General features: G+C 48.1%; 17 protein-coding genes and 1 pseudogene. 7 read left to right on the top strand and 11 right to left on the bottom strand.

Annotation, left to right across the window (positions count from 1 at the left end; all coding sequences use genetic code 11):
• Nucleotides 1-101: 101 nt before the first annotated feature.
• Together JRJ22_RS08265 and JRJ22_RS08260 are read left to right on the top strand one after the other, a co-directional pair.
• A complete protein-coding gene (locus JRJ22_RS08265; protein ID WP_206104026.1) occupies nucleotides 102-962 on the top strand; it encodes an AraC family transcriptional regulator in 861 nt (286 codons plus the stop codon).
• Nucleotides 963-1,137: 175 nt separating this feature from the next.
• The gene (locus JRJ22_RS08260; protein ID WP_206104025.1) at nucleotides 1,138-1,983 is read left to right on the top strand and encodes a DegV family protein; all 846 of its coding nucleotides are present in this window, start codon (nucleotides 1,138-1,140) and stop codon (nucleotides 1,981-1,983) included.
• Nucleotides 1,984-2,120: 137 nt separating this feature from the next.
• Here the strand turns inward: JRJ22_RS08260 and JRJ22_RS08255 are convergent, their stop codons facing one another.
• The 7 genes from JRJ22_RS08255 to JRJ22_RS08225 all read right to left on the bottom strand — a co-directional run bounded on the left by JRJ22_RS08255 (nucleotide 2,121) and on the right by JRJ22_RS08225 (nucleotide 7,874).
• Nucleotides 2,121-3,767 carry a hybrid sensor histidine kinase/response regulator gene (locus JRJ22_RS08255; protein ID WP_206104024.1) on the bottom strand — a complete coding sequence of 549 codons (1,647 nt, stop codon included), beginning with the start codon at nucleotides 3,765-3,767 and terminating at the stop codon, nucleotides 2,121-2,123.
• Between the two features lie 176 nt (nucleotides 3,768-3,943).
• Entirely contained in the window at nucleotides 3,944-4,642 is a 699-nt protein-coding gene (locus tag JRJ22_RS08250; protein WP_232381072.1) for an ABC transporter permease, read from the bottom strand.
• Nucleotides 4,626-5,543: an ABC transporter ATP-binding protein gene (locus JRJ22_RS08245; protein ID WP_206104022.1), complete on the bottom strand. Its 918-nt coding sequence runs from the start codon at nucleotides 5,541-5,543 to the stop codon at nucleotides 4,626-4,628. The genes JRJ22_RS08250 and JRJ22_RS08245 overlap by 17 nt, the downstream gene beginning before the upstream one ends.
• A 110-nt stretch (nucleotides 5,544-5,653) precedes the next feature.
• Nucleotides 5,654-6,589, bottom strand: coding sequence for a sensor histidine kinase (locus JRJ22_RS08240; protein ID WP_206104021.1), 936 nt, complete (start codon nucleotides 6,587-6,589; stop codon nucleotides 5,654-5,656).
• Nucleotides 6,586-7,266, bottom strand: a complete 681-nt coding sequence (locus JRJ22_RS08235; RefSeq protein WP_408637874.1) for a winged helix-turn-helix domain-containing protein — start codon at nucleotides 7,264-7,266, stop codon at nucleotides 6,586-6,588. The genes JRJ22_RS08240 and JRJ22_RS08235 overlap by 4 nt, the downstream gene beginning before the upstream one ends.
• Nucleotides 7,267-7,374: 108 nt before the next feature.
• Complete coding sequence (locus JRJ22_RS08230; protein ID WP_206104020.1) at nucleotides 7,375-7,623, bottom strand: hypothetical protein; 249 nt, start codon at nucleotides 7,621-7,623, stop codon at nucleotides 7,375-7,377.
• Between the two features lie 65 nt (nucleotides 7,624-7,688).
• The gene (locus tag JRJ22_RS08225; RefSeq protein WP_206104019.1) at nucleotides 7,689-7,874 is read right to left on the bottom strand and encodes a hypothetical protein; all 186 of its coding nucleotides are present in this window, start codon (nucleotides 7,872-7,874) and stop codon (nucleotides 7,689-7,691) included.
• A 217-nt stretch (nucleotides 7,875-8,091) separates the two neighbouring features.
• Here JRJ22_RS08225 and JRJ22_RS08220 point away from each other — a divergent pair, with 217 nt between their 5' ends.
• The 3 genes and pseudogenes from JRJ22_RS08220 to JRJ22_RS08210 form a co-directional block, all read left to right on the top strand.
• Nucleotides 8,092-9,072, top strand: a complete 981-nt coding sequence (locus tag JRJ22_RS08220) for a phosphodiester glycosidase family protein (RefSeq protein WP_206104018.1) — start codon at nucleotides 8,092-8,094, stop codon at nucleotides 9,070-9,072.
• A gap of 5 nt (nucleotides 9,073-9,077) precedes the next feature.
• Nucleotides 9,078-10,091 carry a bifunctional glycosyltransferase family 2/GtrA family protein gene (locus JRJ22_RS08215; RefSeq protein WP_232381071.1) on the top strand — a complete coding sequence of 338 codons (1,014 nt, stop codon included), beginning with the start codon at nucleotides 9,078-9,080 and terminating at the stop codon, nucleotides 10,089-10,091.
• A gap of 475 nt (nucleotides 10,092-10,566) precedes the next feature.
• A pseudogene (locus tag JRJ22_RS08210) lies at nucleotides 10,567-11,394 on the top strand (SpoVR family protein); the annotation flags it as partial.
• A 62-nt stretch (nucleotides 11,395-11,456) separates the two neighbouring features.
• On the opposite strand, the gene JRJ22_RS08205 reads toward JRJ22_RS08210, so the two are convergent.
• The 3 genes from JRJ22_RS08205 to JRJ22_RS08195 all read right to left on the bottom strand — a co-directional run bounded on the left by JRJ22_RS08205 (nucleotide 11,457) and on the right by JRJ22_RS08195 (nucleotide 12,673).
• Nucleotides 11,457-11,738 carry a hypothetical protein gene (locus JRJ22_RS08205; RefSeq protein ID WP_206104017.1) on the bottom strand — a complete coding sequence of 94 codons (282 nt, stop codon included), beginning with the start codon at nucleotides 11,736-11,738 and terminating at the stop codon, nucleotides 11,457-11,459.
• Nucleotides 11,739-11,972, bottom strand: a complete 234-nt coding sequence (locus JRJ22_RS08200; protein ID WP_206104016.1) for a hypothetical protein — start codon at nucleotides 11,970-11,972, stop codon at nucleotides 11,739-11,741.
• A gap of 113 nt (nucleotides 11,973-12,085) precedes the next feature.
• Entirely contained in the window at nucleotides 12,086-12,673 is a 588-nt protein-coding gene (locus tag JRJ22_RS08195) for a restriction endonuclease (protein ID WP_206104015.1), read from the bottom strand.
• Between the two features lie 106 nt (nucleotides 12,674-12,779).
• Here JRJ22_RS08195 and JRJ22_RS08190 point away from each other — a divergent pair, with 106 nt between their 5' ends.
• Both JRJ22_RS08190 and JRJ22_RS08185 read left to right on the top strand, forming a co-directional pair.
• The gene (locus tag JRJ22_RS08190) at nucleotides 12,780-14,210 is read left to right on the top strand and encodes a SpoVR family protein (RefSeq protein ID WP_206104014.1); all 1,431 of its coding nucleotides are present in this window, start codon (nucleotides 12,780-12,782) and stop codon (nucleotides 14,208-14,210) included.
• A 287-nt stretch (nucleotides 14,211-14,497) separates the two neighbouring features.
• Entirely contained in the window at nucleotides 14,498-15,013 is a 516-nt protein-coding gene (locus JRJ22_RS08185) for a hypothetical protein (RefSeq protein ID WP_206104013.1), read from the top strand.
• Nucleotides 15,014-15,168: 155 nt separating this feature from the next.
• Here JRJ22_RS08185 and JRJ22_RS08180 read toward each other — a convergent pair whose 3' ends face one another.
• On the bottom strand, nucleotides 15,169-16,479 hold the full coding sequence (locus tag JRJ22_RS08180) for a DUF2399 domain-containing protein (protein ID WP_206104012.1): 1,311 nt from the start codon (nucleotides 16,477-16,479) through the stop codon (nucleotides 15,169-15,171).
• Nucleotides 16,480-16,489 lie beyond the last annotated feature (10 nt).

Genomic DNA, 16,489 nt, shown 5'->3' with positions numbered 1-16,489 from the left:
ATCGGTTATACTGTGGAAACGAACCTGTCATTAATGAGCACAGAATAACAGGACTGGTCACTCATGGCATGATAGGATGAAGTCAAAGGGAGATGGCACACTTGGAATGGCTGATCCGAATGAAGGAAGCCCTGGACTATATGGAGAGGAAAATGACAGAGCAGCTGCGCATCGAGGATATCGCGAAGATTGCTCATGTGTCTCCATTCCATTTCCAGCGCATGTTCAGCATGCTGACCGGCTTTACGTTGGCAGACTATATCCGCAGGCGCAGATTGACCCGGGCAGCTCAGGAGCTGGCCAGCTCAAAGATCAGAGTGCTGGATGTAGCGCTGAAATACGGATATGATTCTCCGGAGTCGTTCGCCAAGGCGTTCCGCAAAGCACACGGATTGTCTCCTTCTGCCGCGCGCGAACCCGGGGTGAAGCTAAAGGCGTTCCCCCGCCTCTCTTTCCATCTATCATTGAAGGGAGATCAGGAAATGGACTACAAGATCGTGGAGAAACCGGCTTTTAACGTTATCGGCAAATCAATGGAGGTGACCACCCGGGACGGGGAGAATCATCGCAGAATCCCAGAGTTCTGGAATGAATGCAACAGTGACGGTACTTCGGACCAACTGATTCAGCTTGCTGCAGACAAAAATTGGCTCGGTATCTGTATGAGCATGGACATGGAGAGGGAAATGCTGTCCTATTGGATCGGAGTAGAAGCAGAGGCTGCCGCTGACCCGCAGGGCTTTGAAACTGCCGTTGTTCCAGCAGCTAACTGGGCGGTATTCACTTCAACAGGTCCGATGCCGCATGCCATCCAAAACGTCTGGGAGCGGATTTTTCAGGAATGGTTCCCCGGCACTGGTTATGAGCATGCTGGCGGGCCGGAGTTCGAGCTCTATCCTCCCGGTGATCCGCAAGCTGACGATTATGTATGCGAAGTGTGGATTCCTGTCGTTAAGAAATAAGCAGCATGCCTTCACGGCAATGCAGTATACGGTCAAAGACTATCCGCTCCGGGTAGTCTTTTTTCTATCAGATCCTAATTTTTAGTTTGAGATTCGCCATAGGCTTGGTATAATAAACAGATTATATGGCTTAAATATGCATATTGTCATCCGAGATTCGGTGAAGGAGAAACTCATGTCTATCGTAAAAATCTTTTCTGACAGCACTTCCGATTTGCCGCAAGGCTGGAAGGAAACGTATGATATCGGCATCATTCCGCTGTATGTAGTGTTTCAGGACGGTACCTACAAGGATGGTGTGGACATTACACCAGAGGAAGTCTACCAAAGGGTCGCTGCAGACGGAGCTTTGCCCAAAACTGCTGCACCGTCACCTGCTGATTTCATAGCGGCCTTCGAGCCGGTCATCGCCAGCGGCGGAGATGCTGTATACGTCGGCTTATCCTCTGCATTATCCTCTACATATCAGAATGCCCTGCTGGCTGCAGGCGAATTTCCGGAAGGACGCGTCCGGGTCGTAGACTCCGAAACGTTATGCGGGGGCATCGCGCTGCTCGTCATGAAGGCTGCCCGGGCAGCCGCCAAAGGCCACAGCAGCGCGGAGATCGCCGCTATGCTGGAGCAGTGCCGCAGCCGGGTCGAGACGGAATTCGTCGTGGATACACTGGACTACTTATATATGGGCGGCCGCTGCTCGGGGATGCAGAATTTTATCGGAAGCCTGCTGAAGATCCGGCCGGTACTGCGGCTGATTGACGGCGCCATCGTGCCGGTAAGCAGAGTCCGCGGCAAGAAAGAAAAGGCTGTGGAACAAATGCTGCAGCATGCACTCTTGAATGCCAAAGAAATGGATAAAGAGCTGCTGATTGTGGCCCATACTCTGGCCGAAGAGGATGCCAAATTTCTAGAAAAGGCGCTCCGGGAGCAAACTGACGTAGAAGAAATTGCTGTTATCCATGCCGGTTGTGTTATCGGCAGCCATTGTGGCCCGGCAACTGTAGGACTCATGTACATGCATTAGAGTGTTATTACTTTCTTAGGTCTGCCTAAACGAGCAGGCTGCGGGATCTTCCGCAGCCTGCTCGTTTTTATCTAGACCCGTTACCCTCCACACATCAAAAAAAGCTGTCCCGGCATCAGCTTGGACAGCCTTTCGGCTCAATATGGCACTGTCTCCGCTTCCATCTCTTCCTTCACGAAGGGCAGCATAAAGCGGAAGATGGAGCCCCTGCCCTCTTCACTCTCCACAAAGATGGTTCCGCCCATCAACTCCACAAGCTGCTTGCATATCGCGAGGCCCAGACCCGTCCCACCATATTTGCGGTTAATAGACGGATGCAGCTGTGAAAAGGACTGAAACAGCAGGTTCAGCTTGCTGTCGGCAATGCCTACACCCGTATCACGAACCGAAAACTCCAGCAGATATTCCTGAGAACCCGGCAGCGGAATATTCTTCACCGACAAGGTTACACTTCCCCGCTCGGTGAATTTCAGCGCATTCCCGACCAGATTTACAATGATCTGCCGCAACCGGCTAGGGTCGGTGGTCACTGCTTCCGGGACACTTGTATCCGCCCACCAGCGCAGGGCCAGCTTCTTCTCCTCCGCCTTTGGAGTGAACAGGTCAATAACATTCTCCAGCATTTCGCGCAGCTCGAAGATCTCAGATTGCAGCGGCATCTTCCCTGCTTCCATTTTGCTGAAGTCGAGGATATCGTTCAGGATTTGCAGCAGGCTGTAGCTGCTGCTCCGCAGTATTTCCGCATAGCTGCGCTGCTCCTCCTCAAGCTCTGTCTCCAGCAGCAGATCGGCCATTCCGATCATCCCGTTCATCGGAGTCCGGATTTCATGGCTCATCATCGCCAGGAAATCCGACTTGGCCTGGGCTGCCTGCTCAGCCGATTCCTTCGCCTGGAGAATCTCCCGCTCATTCGTAATATCGCTGAAAGAAACCACCACACCGCAGATGCTCCCATTGTCCAGCAGCGGTGCAATCCGGTAATTGACGAAAAAGCTGGTACCGTCCTTACGCCAGAAAATCCCATCGTTCTTGCTGCGGGTAATCCCGTCTTCCAGCGTACTCCGGAGCGGACTTTCTATCAGGGTGTAGGGGGAGACGTTGCTGCGGATATGCTGAATCTGTTCCATTAGATGAACTCCGGCCAGCTCCGAGGCGTCATAGCCCAGCATATCCGCACCTTCACGGTTAATAAAAATGGTACGACCCTCTGTATCCAGGCCGAATATCCCGGCCGATACGGAATTCAGAATCAGGCTCAGCCGCTGATCTTCTGCCATCTCCAGCAGTAATGCCGGCCGTTTAAGATCTCCTGATTCCAATTCCATCTGATCTTCCGCCTCTTTCCTCCCGGCTTCATGTCCGGCTGCCGCCAGCTGGCTGAACCAGTCCAGCAGCATTCCGGGGAGCAGAGCGGAACGCTCATGATGAATAATTGCAAATACACCAGCAATGCCTTCAGCAGATTTCAAAGGAATATAGGAAATAATGCAGGGAACGGATTCACCTTGGGTTTCTTGGTCCGCAAGTTCAAAGCTGGAGGTCATCCCTTCGAGGGCTGCTGCAAAATGAGCTTCACCGGGGAGTATCCGGGGGAGCTCTTCCCCGTTTGCACGGATACGCGCCATTCCGCCAGCGTCTGCAGCGCTCAAAGCACGGTTACTGCCGACGTAGTCTCCCTGCCTGTCGAGTACAATAATCAAATCAGGATGATGATCGTATAATGCTTTATAAGCGCTTTCCTCAGAAAGCACCCTGCCCAAAATGGCAGCCCAGTCTTTATGCATAGCCCAACTCCTTCACTGCTCTGAATCTGCTATTCTTATTCCGTAAATGCGGAAATTCTCTATATATGTAGAAAATCCTGAATTAAAATCTATTATAGCAAAAAAACCGCTTGTGGTCGCCAAGAAAACACAGGCGCCAAGCGGTTTTTACGGGTATTTTGGACTATTTATTCAGATCATGCAATGTCCTGATGCTCAATATTTCGGATAGACAGATAAGCAACAGCCACACCAACCAGTCCGAGAAATAAGGAGACACCTACCTGATTACCCATCCGGAAATTGCCGAAGCCGGATGACAGGATGCTAGCAATCAGCACAGCGGACACAATTGTGGCCGGTACTGATTTTTTGCGTAGTCCGAAGAACAACGGGATGAGACCAATCCCTGCTGAATACACCGCATCCGAAGCAGCCATAGTAATCTGCGACGTAATCAGCTTCAGTGTCACTTCTCCCGTGATCGTATCCATGAAGTAGTGATTGAAGCCGACGAGAGCAGCACTTATCAGCACATTGGACACGAAGACGGTAATCAGAATGAAGAGCGACACAATAATTAGTTTGGCTGCCATTAGCTTTTTGCGCGGGATCGGGTACATAAAGAGCACAGTCACTGTGTTATTTTTATACTCATCAATGACCAGCTTGCTGATCAGAACAGAACCGAAAATCAGAAAAGTAACTTTTACAAATATATGCACACCCTCAAATACATCGGCATAGGTAATGAATTCGCCGGCATCGTCGATTCCTGTGAATGCGATAAGAATCATAAATAACAGAATCACCAGATCGGTGATCAGCACAGCCCGGAGCAGATTGATTTTATTTTTGCGCAATTCAAGCCGGATCAGTTTAAGCAACGACTTCACCCCCCATCAGTTCTACAAAATAGTCTTCCAGCGAATGATGCTTCTTGTTCAGACTTTCCAGCTCCACATTAGCCGCTGTGAGTGCCTTACTCAGCTCAAGCTGCGGGATCGGGTCGTAAATCCGGACCGTGCGGGGACCCATCACTTTGATATTGCCCAGGCCCAGCGCATGTGTCAGCACATATACCGCCTTCGTGCTCTCTTCTGTAACCAGCTCAATATAGTCAGTATCCCGGCTGCGGATCGTATCCATTGCAACTTCTTCCAAAAGCACCCCATCGCGGATGAGGCCAATGGTATCGGCGATCTGTTCAATTTCACCCAGGATGTGGCTGGAGATCAGCAGTGTCATCCCGTATTCACGGCTCAGCATGCGGAATACCTCGCGCAGCTCTTTAATCCCCAGCGGGTCCAGCCCGTTGATCGGCTCATCCAGGATGAGCAGCTCCGGCTTCGTCATCACGGCTCTGGCAATCCCCAGCCGCTGCTTCATCCCCAGAGAGAACTGCTTCACCGGCTTTTTGTCAATGCCTGTAAGCTTCACCAGCTCCAGCGCTTCCTTCATCGCTTTCGGGTCATAGTAGCCCATATATTCTCCGTGCAGCTCCAGGTTTTCCTTGGCGGTCAGCTTGTCATAGAACACCGGATATTCAATAATACAGCCCATACGCTTGAGCATCTCGTAAGAACGCTCCGTCATCTTTTCACCGAAAAATTCAATCTCGCCCGCAGTCGGTTTAACCAGGTTGGTCATCATTTTCATCACGGTTGTTTTGCCGGCCCCGTTCGGTCCCAAAAAGCCGTAAATCTCACCCTGCTTAATATTCATATTGACGTGATTCACGGCTTCCTTGCCTTCGTATACCTTGGTTAAGTCCCATGTCCGTAGTATCGTTGTCATTTCCGTTATCCCCTTTGGCTTCATTGTTTTCCTTGTTTCTTATATTACAGGGCGGAATTTTCTTTTTTATTACCTGATTCTTACGAAATTCTTAAGCTGTGGTGAACGCCTTAATAATCCAGCCTGCGGAATGACAGGGTAAAGGATGTTCTGATGTAAGGTTTGCTGGTCAGCTTAATGCTACCGTTCATCTGCTCGGTCAGTCTTTTGGTGATCGTGAGGCCCAGCCCGCTGCCCTGATAGGTCCGGTTGCGCGAGTCCTCCAGGGTATACAGCCGCTCGAAAATTTTATCCTGATGGTCTTCCGAAATCCCCTTGCCCTTGTCCCATACTTCTATGCACACCTTGTCCGCTTGACTGTACAGCCGCAGACCGAGCACCCCTCCGGCATCGCCGTAGGAAATGGCATTGGACAACAGATTGCCGAGCACCCGGTCCAGCGCCTCTTCATTACCCATGATGAACAGGGGCTCATCCGGAATATCAATTTGCACTTCACTGCCTTTAGCGCTGAGAAGCTCATAGAAGGAGAGAATATTGCGGCGGCACAATTCACCGGTCTCTACCTTGGTCAGCGGTATGTCCTTGTCACCTGACTCCAGCTTAGCCAGATCAAAAAAACGGTTCATCAGCGTAATCACTTCTTCCGCTTTGGCATGGATCGTCCGCAGCACCCTCTCCTGCTCCTCAGCAGGCATGGAATCATCCTGAAGCAGCGTTTCAATATAGCCGAGCACTACTGTCAGCGGGGTCTTGAGATCATGGGAAATGTTGGCCAGCATATGGCGCATGGATTGCTCCTGCCTGGCCATCTCTACCGCACCCTTGTGATTGACATCCAGCAGCGAGTTGAGACTCGCAAGCAGCTTTTGCAGCGCAGGATCACTGTTGAACAGAAGCAGCCTCTCGTGCGAGCCCCGGTCCATAATACTCTCCAGCTTGGAATGAATGTACTCCAGCTGGCGTCCGTGCTCCCGCAGCCGCAGATATTGCCACAGGATCACAAGCAGGAGCAGCACAAGTGCCCCGCTAAAAAAAACAATCATAGCAGCACATCCCCCAGCTTATAACCGATGCCCCACAGTGTTTTGATGTACTCCGGATGGGACGGATCGTCCTCGATCTTCTCCCGCAGCCTGCGCATATGTACGTTAATGACATTCTCATCCCCATAGTAATCATCTTCCCAGACCAGGCTATAAATCTGCGCCTTCGTGAACACTCTGCCCGGATTCGCGGCGAACAGCCTCAGGATATGAAACTCCTTGGCGGTCAGCTTGATCTCTTCTCCGTCCTTCTGTGCCGAGAACGTGTCCAGGTTCACCGTCAGGCCGCGCAGCAGAATGACCTTTGCCTGTTCATTGGATGCCATAGCTTCATCTGTTTTGGCACCGGCTGCTGCATAACCCGCCCGGCGGATTGCCGCCTTCACCCGGGCCGCCAGCTCAATCATCGAGAACGGCTTGGTGATATAATCATCCGCACCAAAACCAAGTCCGAGTGCCTTATCCACATCACTGTCCTTAGCCGACATTATCAGCACCGGCACAAGACTCGCGGTACGGATCGTCTGAAGCACATCCATGCCGCTGCGCTTCGGCAGCATCAGATCCAGCAGCACCAGAGCATAGGCAGTGCCGTCGGTGATCTTCCGTTCTGCCGCTTCCCCGTCGAAGGCCGTATCCACCTCATAGCCTTCTTTTTCCAAATATGAGCTTACCATTCGGCTTATATCTTCATTATCTTCTATTAACAGTACACGCTGTAGCACGGCAGCTCCCCCAGAACTCTATTATTTGTTAGTTAAAGTATAGCAATATTCAGCTCATTCCTAATAGCCCCGGATGTCTGGCAGCTCTTTATAGAGCTTTTCCTCCTCCACCATGCCGATGATGTAACGGGCCAGCGCTGTCATTACCTTGCCGTCTGCGCTTTGGTCACATTCGCTCCACGCAAACTGCTGCTCTTGATCATTAATGCCTATTTGCAGTTCATAGCTCACAGACGGCTTGATGTTGCATGAATCCGTTAAAGTTTTGTCCTGCATATAATTGGCCAGCACTAGTTCCCTGAAAATCATCTGCAGCTGCTCATGGGACAGCTTAAAGCCACTGGTCTCGGCAACAGAGCCGTTCTGGAGATCTTTTACCAGCTTCTCTTGAAGCCGTGAGAATAGACAACGTCCTCTTGTTCGTTGATCTCATGGCTTAGAGGTCCACCCGCCTTTTCCTTATGGAGCAGGGAGCAGCCTGAGAAGACTATCATCAGCAGTACGGTCAGCGTCAATAGACTTAAGCAGAGCACTTGAGTACTCATTCGTGATACACGCATTCATGCGGATCCTCCTTATAGGGGACTGGAAGGGTATGGACATTTGCTTAAAGTATACCAACCGTTTGCATTTCTTTCTACTATACATCAACACAGATAAATACTGGGAAGCGGGCACGCTGGATCGTAAATAACGGCTCTTAAGTCATTTCAGATTCATTAAAGGTATCGCGCGTATCATGCATCTTAAGAACTTAAACATAGAGGTGATCCTGTAATGGCACAAATGGACAAAAAGAAAACCCTGAGCTTCAAACAAAAAATTGGGATAGGTATTCTAGTCTTTCTGCTGGTGGCTGGCGGAGTGGTATATAAACTGGCAGACCGTTACTTAATCGAGCATGTAGAAGTCGTCGTGGCTGATGAAGCAGCTTCGTCAGCTAGCTCAAGCGGTACGTCCGACACCAATGTCACGACTGCCAAGACTGCCGCTGAGGTTCATGCCACTTCAGATGACTGGAGCTATAGCAGCGACGATATCCAGATCAAGATTGACGAGGTGCAAACCGGGTCCGGCTCCGACCAGATCACTTATTTTGTCGCTGATGTCGTGCTTAAGAATTCCAGCAGCCTGCGTTCCGCTTTTGCCGACAACAGCTTTGGTACGAATATCACAGAGATTACCTCAGAAATAGCCGCAAGCAACGATGCGCTGTTCGCGATCAACGGCGATTACTACGGCTTTCGTGAAGACGGCGTGATTATCCGCAATGGCACGGTATACCGGGATGATCCGGTGCGGGACGCGATGGCGCTGTTCGAGGACGGGACGATGCAGACCTATAACGAGGAAGAGATTTCTTCGTCCGAACTGCTGGCGCAAGGGGCTACGAATACACTCTCGTTCGGTCCGATTCTGATTCAGGACAGCCAGATTACCAGTGATTTCAGCAATGTCAAAATTGATACCAACTTCGGCAACCGCTCGATCCAAAATGCAAATCCGCGGACGGCGATCGGGATGATCGCTCCGAACCATTATGTGTTCGTAGTTGTTGACGGGCGCAACGAAGGCTACAGCCGCGGAATGACACTCTCCGAGCTTGCAGATCTGATGCAGGACCTCGGTGCTACAGAAGCCTACAACCTCGACGGCGGCGGTTCATCCACCATGTATTTCATGGGACGGGTCGTCAATAACCCGCAGGGCAAAAACCAGGAACGTGGTGTAAGCGACATACTTTATATTAAGGAGTGACCCTTATGATAACTATACTAATTCCTGCGTATGAACCAGACGAACGGCTGCTGGATTTGATTATCAGGCTGCAAGATTATCAGCTCTGCTCCATCGTCATTGTGGATGACGGCAGCGGCCCGGCTTACCGCGGACTCTTCCAGACTGCTGAAGCCTTTGGCTGCGATGTCCTGACTCATTCTGTCAATCTCGGAAAAGGACAGGCTCTAAAGACCGGCTTCAAGTATATCCAGGAGGCCAGGCTGCCCGGCTATGTAGTCTGCGCAGATAGTGACGGGCAGCATCTGCCCCATGACATTAAGCGGATTGCCGATATCCTGCTGAACCAGCCCACTCCCGGGATTGTACTCGGCAGCCGCCGTTTCAGCGGAAAGATTCCGCTGCGCAGCCGCTTTGGAAACTCGGTGACAAGAGGAGTCTTCTCCCTCACCACAGGCACGAAAATCTGTGATACCCAGACCGGCCTGCGCGGCTTCTCCCCCTCGATGCTGGATTGGCTGTGCCGGATTCCGGGTGACCGGTTCGAGTACGAAATGAACATGCTGCTGGCCGCCCGCGAGGAGGGCTATAAAATCACTGAAGCGTTCATTGATACCGTGTATCTGGACCACAATAAATCGTCCCATTTCCGGCCGCTTGTAGACTCGTTCCGGATCTATCTGCCGATTCTGATGTTCAGCACCTCATCGCTGCTGTCTGCCCTGCTCGACTTCACGCTGCTGTTCCTGTTCCAGAGGCTCACTCATAACCTGTTCCTGTCCGTAGTCGGCGCAAGATTATGCAGCTCAATCTTCAATTATTCCGTCAACCGGAAATATGTCTTCACCAGCGGCAAGAAGTCAAGACTCCAGTCGTTGCCCAAATACTTCTCCCTCGTGATTCTCGTGCTGCTGTTCAACTACGGGCTGCTCTACTTCTATAATGAGCAGCTGATCATCCCGCTGGCCGCAGCCAAGATCCTGACCGAGATCTCGATCTTCCTGTTCAGTTACTGGGCGCAGCGGAGGTTTGTGTATTAATTGTGCTTTGGTAACTATAGCTTCTCCGGCAGTACGCCGGACAAGGGTAAGTGTATTCTGTACAATTAAAAAGAGCTCAGCCCCGCTTTTTCTGTATTAGTTGTATTTCATACAATTATAAATAGCTATTAGAGCCTTTTTCTTAAGTTGAGCACAAAATAAGTGTACGAACTACAACTAACTGAAACTTAGGCTCCTATTTCGTCGATTTAGTTGTATAAACTACAATTATGGCTCAAAGAGTCATCTGCCCTAATCTCATAACGCCGAAAAAATTAGCCGGATGCCTGATCTGTCCCTTCAGATTAGGCATCCGGCTGGTTTGGTTTCTCTCTTCCTACAGCCCGCCATCATACTCTCACCCTGCTCCCCATATACTCGTATAAGAACAGTTCCGGACGCAGCTGCGGAACTTCTGCGGCGCAGTCAGAATAAGTTGCAGCAAACACAGCAAGCTGGAGGGAGAGAAGGATGCATGCCTCAAGAAGATGAGATAAAAGCGCTGGAGCGGGCGATTGCCGAGATCACGGAGATCGCTACCGGGTTTGGGCTGGATTTCTACCCGATGCGTTATGAAATATGCCCCGCCGATATTATCTATACCTTCGGTGCCTACGGGATGCCGACCCGATTCGGACACTGGAGCTTTGGTAAAACCTTTCATAAGATGAAGTCGCAATATGATTTCGGGCTCAGCAAAATCTACGAGCTCGTCATTAACTCCAATCCCTGCTATGCCTTCCTGCTGGACGGCAACTCGCTGATCCAGAATAAGCTGATCGTCGCCCACGTCCTGGCGCACTGCGATTTCTTCAAAAACAATATGCGCTTCTCCATGTCCAACCGTGATATGGTTGAGAGCATGTCTGCCACAGCCGACCGGATAGCCCAATATTCGGTGACCTACGGGATTGATACCGTGGAGAGCTTCATCGACTCGGTGCTGGCGATCCAGGAGCATATCGATCCCAGCCTGATTCAGCCGCACAAGCTGGGAAAAGCCCATCTGCTGGAAGCCAAAATGAGGGAGCGCAAGGATACCCCGGCAAGCGGAGCCGCTGAGGAGAATGCCTACAGCGAGCTCTGGAAGCTGGATCAGGCCAACGCCGGACCTGCAGCGCCCGATGCAGCCGCAAAACGCACCTTCCCGCCGGAGCCGGAGAAGGATATTGTCTGGTTCATCCAGCAGTATTCGACGACACTGGAGGACTGGCAGCGCGACATTATGACCATGCTGCGTGACGAAATGCTCTATTTCTGGCCGCAGATGGAGACGAAGATCATGAACGAAGGCTGGGCTTCGGTTCGCCAAGGTGCTTAAGTTTTGGGCAGAAAAAAACCGACTCCCATGGGAATCGGCTAACATTAGTATTTAAGATTTCGCTTCATAGCACCGTACTTGAATGAGGTGATCACAAAGCGTTCTCCGTTATCCAACACTTTATAAGAGACAACATATCGGTCCACGAAGCAATAATAAGTGTTATGATATTCGCGTGACGGCATAATTGTTCCCATGCTGACAACTTTCACTTCCGTACGCCGAATGAGGTTGATCATGTACTCCATTGTTTCCTGTTCAGTGAAGTGATCGCTCTTAATCTGCCTGAGCCGGTTTAGCGCCGTTTCGGTCCATTGGACTATCAATTACAGTCCACCACGCTTCACCAATTCGATCAAATCATCCGTAGAGTATAGCTTGCCTTGCATAATATCCTTCTCGGATGCTTCGATCATCTGGCGAATTTCCGGATCGGAATCCAGTTCGTCTACTGGGTTATAGATTTCATATTCCAAACCGGCAATACGAATAAATTCCTTATGGTTCTTCTCATACGATGCAATGACAGTGCCATCAGGAGCTTTGAGATTAAAATTCATCCTTACAACCTCCCTTTGAAGAAATCGTTAAGTCTTCTGAACATCACACCCATAGCTGCATTATAGCATATATTCCTCTGAAGCTCATTAGTAAATGCCTGTCGTTTGAAGCGCTAATTTAATTGTGGCTCTGCCTTTACTACTTCGATCCTTTCACTTTTTGCATTCAGATGGTCTAACCACAGCTCCACCAACTGTCTGCCATTAATCAAATCAATATTCAATCCCTGTGCGTAGGCACGAGCATTAGGAGTAAAATCACTCGTCGTGACCACATAACCACCTACAGCGTCTTGTTTAACCATCTGGGAGTGAATAATAGCAATCGGACTGAAGCCAACCAGATTCTGATCGTTGTAACACTTCACTTGACCCAAAAACAGACTATTATCTGTTCTTTCTTCAATATCGACGCCGAAATCGCCCGAACCTCTTGTAACGTAGGTACTGCCACTTCGAACAGTTTTAATTATATCTGCAACAAAATGTTCGAACAGCAGCGGATCTTCATCTTTCTCTTGATCAAAATCCCGTTTAAAACGGTTATACAAGCCAATGCGAAGGGTCTCTTTCATATCTTCATGTGAAGAGAACGCATACAGCGCATTCTCGCGATAGCTCTCTAACACACGTTTCTGGTTGGAATACAGATTCAGTAAATAGCAAATTGCAACAATCGATAAACTGAACAACACAGTCATTTAACATCGCTCCTTTACATCCATCCTTACCAACCCGAAGGCGATTCAATCAGTCCGCTTCTCTGTAATAGCAATAAAATCGCAAATTGAATTGGAGGAATGAAGAATGCCCGCCACAGACCTAAAAGCACTGGAATATGCCATTGCCGAAATTACGGAGATCGCAACTGGACTCGGACTTGATTTCTACCCCATGAGATACGAAATCTGCCCGTCCGATATCATCTACACCTTCGGTGCGTACGGCATGCCCACCCGATACAGTCACTGGAGCTTCGGCAAGACGTTCAACAAGATGAAGATGCAATACGACTTCGGTCTGAGTAAAATATACGAGCTCGTCATCAACTCTGATCCTTGCTATGCCTTCCTGCTCGACAGCAACTCTCTCGTCCAGAACAAACTGATCGTCGCTCATGTCCTCGCCCATTGCGACTTCTTCAAGAACAATGCTCACTTCTCAAAGACAAACCGGAATATGGTTGAGAGCATGACTACAACGGCAGAACGAATCCGTGAATACGAAATGATCCATGGAACGTTAGCCGTTGAACAATTTATCGATGCCGTGCTTGCCATTCAGGAGCATGTCGATCCTTCGATCGTTAAGCCTTATCGGATGGAAAAGAATGCTTACATCTATTCCATGCAGAAACGTTCCCCGGTAGCGAAACTCATTCCACCCTCATCGCCTTATGATGATTTGTGGTCACTAGAGAAAGTAGATTCAAAGGAGGTCAAAGAGCCACCTGTATCCTTCCCTCCTCAACCTGAGAAGGATATTCTGTGGTTCATTGAGGAGTATTCAGCCATATTGGAGCCTTGGCAGCGAGATATCTTAACCATGCTTCGTGATGAAATGCTGTACTTCTGGGCGCAGATCGAGACCAAGATTATGAATGAGGGCTGGGCAAGCTTCTTCCACCAACGGATCATGCGTGAACTTGATTTAACCTCTGACGAGACCGTCGAATATGCTGCGCTTAACTCATCCGTCGTGCAACCTTCCCGGCATTCATTGAACCCCTATTACCTGGGGCTTAAAATATTTGAGGATATCGAGAAGCGCTGGGATAACCCCACTCAGAAAGAAAGAGAACGGTACGGAAGAGTGCCAGTACGCGGTAGAGAAAAAATGTTTGAAGTCCGCGAAAACGATGCTGACATATCTTTTATCCGAAATTACTTGACCAAAGATTTGGTGAATGACCTGGACTTATATGTTTTCGAGAAGAAGGGTCCCGAATGGAAAATTACCGACAAATCATGGGAGAATATCCGTGATCAGCTTGTATACTCTCGCGTTAACGGCGGTTTTCCTTGCCTAGTTGTGAAGGATGGGGATTATTCACAGAACGGCGAGCTTTATTTACTGCATCAGTTTGAAGGGGTTGAACTGGATTTGAAATATGTTGAGCGGACTCTGCCTTATGTTTATCAGTTGTGGGGGAAGACCATTTACCTCGAGACGATTGTGGATGATAAACCGCTTTTGTTTATGTATGAGGGGAAGAAGGTTAGTCGAAAGTTTTTGTAAAAGGCTATGTTAAATCCTAATGAAGCAATATATACTTTAGGCTTTTAATGTTTTGGTAGATGCTGGACTTGTAATCAAAGTTGAACAATTACTGGAGATTAAAAAAATTACTTAATTAGTGCCAATGGACGGGAATGCAAACCTTAATGAGAGCCGCTTAATGATTTGCAAAGCTGACAGTTCAAAAAACTGCCTTTTTTACAAAGGCAGTCTTGACTTTGCGGCAACAGCATATCCGAAAGATTTCCCACATATAATGATTACAAATTGTGGCGGGTGGTGACGGAATGTTTTTTTCTAAGAAGAAACCGATAGAACAACCAAAACAAGTGATGCTCCCACTAAAAAGCTTACTTAGGGTTCTAAAGTATGGGGAGGAAATAGGTCTCCCTGTTAAAGAATCTATTGGTTACGAAAACGATAGAACAATTAAATTAGAGTATCAAAATGTTCATTATTACCTTCATCAGTGGGCAGACTGGACTATGACGATTACTCTCGTCGATAAGAGCACAAAAGAAGAACTTACAGTTTATAATGCACCACATGGGCTACAGGTTGATTGGAATAAAGACATAATTGGTTTCAAGTATAATGCTACCTCGTTTGTAAAATGGGATGTGGAAGGTAGTTGGAGCAAGATTATCACCGAAACTATATTAGATTTAGAAAAAGAAATCGAAAATAAGAAATTACAACTCCAAAAAGAAAGCGAGGAAAAGAAGCAAAGAGATGAGGCTCAGAAAATATCGATAATTCAGGGAAAGGCTAAACGCTTTGAAGAAAACTTTTTTAAGAAATAGTACAGCTCGAAGGCACTAGCCTTCGGGTATTTTTTTGATCGTATGTAAAAACTTCATTTTGAATCGCCCTCCCAAGCTCCTTGTTGATCAAACTGCCCGTTAGTTGTATAAAAGGCAGCCGATCCTTTGTGGACCGGCTTTCTTTGATAAAGTTTTTAATAAACTCTCAATACGTTTTTAATGTCTTTAATGTATTCAGGGAACAAACGCTCTTGATACGCTGCGCAGTTTAGTTCTTGCAAAAGCTGCTTTAAGGGCAGTAAATGTTCATTGGTCACAAATTGCAACCGAGATTCGTTTCTTAGCGGCACATCCGAAAGGCTACTCGTATAACTCTCAGCATCAAAACGCCACAATTCTAATTTATGTCCAAGCCTGCGACTGACGTTCTCGGCAATAATAAGACCGTCCACATCGTGGTCTCCGGAATAATAAATTACATCAGCGGTTTGAGACAATTTATCGAGCAACTTAAGCGAAGCTAGATTCAATTGACCATGCGTGCATAAGATACTTGGAAAGTTATCTTCTTGAATAAAACAATCAACAAGACTAGAAAACAAAGAGGAATTTTCAACAATAAAAACGGTATTTCGATAAGTTTCAACTCGCTTTAATCGAAGCACATCGCGAAGGGGTAAGTTGATAAATGTTTTTTCCTCAGTCGCGGCATCCAGCACAAGAAATGAAGAGTCATCACTCTTATATCCACGGATTCCGAAACACGACACTTGGTTAAGAACATCGTCTCTCCAAATGCCAAAAAAATTTAAAATCTCAGTCATTTCTTCGGCGCTAGGTTGCGATTCGTAACTTTTAACATCATCATTTTCCAATAATATTTGAAGAAAAGAAATAAAAATACGTCCCGCTTCTGTATCGAAATCTAGAAAGTGAGGATTTCCATTGATTCCAGACGCGAACAGCGGAAGTCTGACCGGTTCATCCAAAGGAAGTTTGGAAATAGCAAAAAACACAGCAGGCAAAATGGAACTTAATAACGATTTGTCTCGCTCATATAACAAATGCACCTGCGCGCTACCGCGGGACCTCGATTGAATTCGGTCGTAAATAATATCGCCCAAAGCACTCTTGTAAAGCAGGTAGCTGTTTTCAAAAAAAGAAAACTTAACGGAGCTAAGTATTTCTCTTTCCTTTTTGTTAGTTAAAATCGGTTTGTCAAAATAAGATTCTAATAGGTCAAGGAAAGGGATGTGACCGTACAGCGTTTTGCTGTATTCCTCAACAATGTTTTCAACAGAAATAGTAGCTACGCCATTAACGATTTTAAGCTGTTTGGCTAAAAAGCGTTCAATGGCGTTAACTTCATTTGGCTCTATATCTTTCAATTTCACGGTTCCGCTTAACGCTTGAAGACCTTTGTATCGCTTTAATATAAGGGGAAAGAGGCGGTCAAAGCCTCTTTCCTCCTTGAAATATTGTGTGGCTTCTGCAATAGTTGGCATGGTTACTTCC

The sequence above is a fragment of the Paenibacillus tianjinensis genome, assembly GCF_017086365.1.
Taxonomy (GTDB): Bacteria; Bacillota; Bacilli; order Paenibacillales; family Paenibacillaceae; genus Paenibacillus_AQ; species Paenibacillus_AQ tianjinensis.
Note: the sequence above shows the minus strand (reverse complement) of the source record. Positions and strands in the feature narration are given on the sequence as shown.

Coding starts and splice junctions, on each gene's coding strand:
- JRJ22_RS08260 (WP_206104025.1), top strand. CDS start 1,138: ATGTCTATCGTAAAAATCTTTTCTGACAGCACTTCCGATTTGCCGCAA.
- JRJ22_RS08255 (WP_206104024.1), bottom strand. CDS start 3,767: ATGCATAAAGACTGGGCTGCCATTTTGGGCAGGGTGCTTTCTGAGGAA.
- JRJ22_RS08245 (WP_206104022.1), bottom strand. CDS start 5,543: ATGACAACGATACTACGGACATGGGACTTAACCAAGGTATACGAAGGC.
- JRJ22_RS08240 (WP_206104021.1), bottom strand. CDS start 6,589: ATGATTGTTTTTTTTAGCGGGGCACTTGTGCTGCTCCTGCTTGTGATC.
- JRJ22_RS08235 (WP_408637874.1), bottom strand. CDS start 7,266: ATGGTAAGCTCATATTTGGAAAAAGAAGGCTATGAGGTGGATACGGCC.
- JRJ22_RS08230 (WP_206104020.1), bottom strand. CDS start 7,623: ATGATTTTCAGGGAACTAGTGCTGGCCAATTATATGCAGGACAAAACT.
- JRJ22_RS08225 (WP_206104019.1), bottom strand. CDS start 7,874: ATGCGTGTATCACGAATGAGTACTCAAGTGCTCTGCTTAAGTCTATTG.
- JRJ22_RS08220 (WP_206104018.1), top strand. CDS start 8,092: ATGGCACAAATGGACAAAAAGAAAACCCTGAGCTTCAAACAAAAAATT.
- JRJ22_RS08215 (WP_232381071.1), top strand. CDS start 9,078: ATGATAACTATACTAATTCCTGCGTATGAACCAGACGAACGGCTGCTG.
- JRJ22_RS08200 (WP_206104016.1), bottom strand. CDS start 11,972: ATGAATTTTAATCTCAAAGCTCCTGATGGCACTGTCATTGCATCGTAT.
- JRJ22_RS08195 (WP_206104015.1), bottom strand. CDS start 12,673: ATGACTGTGTTGTTCAGTTTATCGATTGTTGCAATTTGCTATTTACTG.
- JRJ22_RS08190 (WP_206104014.1), top strand. CDS start 12,780: ATGCCCGCCACAGACCTAAAAGCACTGGAATATGCCATTGCCGAAATT.
- JRJ22_RS08185 (WP_206104013.1), top strand. CDS start 14,498: ATGTTTTTTTCTAAGAAGAAACCGATAGAACAACCAAAACAAGTGATG.
- JRJ22_RS08180 (WP_206104012.1), bottom strand. CDS start 16,479: ATGCCAACTATTGCAGAAGCCACACAATATTTCAAGGAGGAAAGAGGC.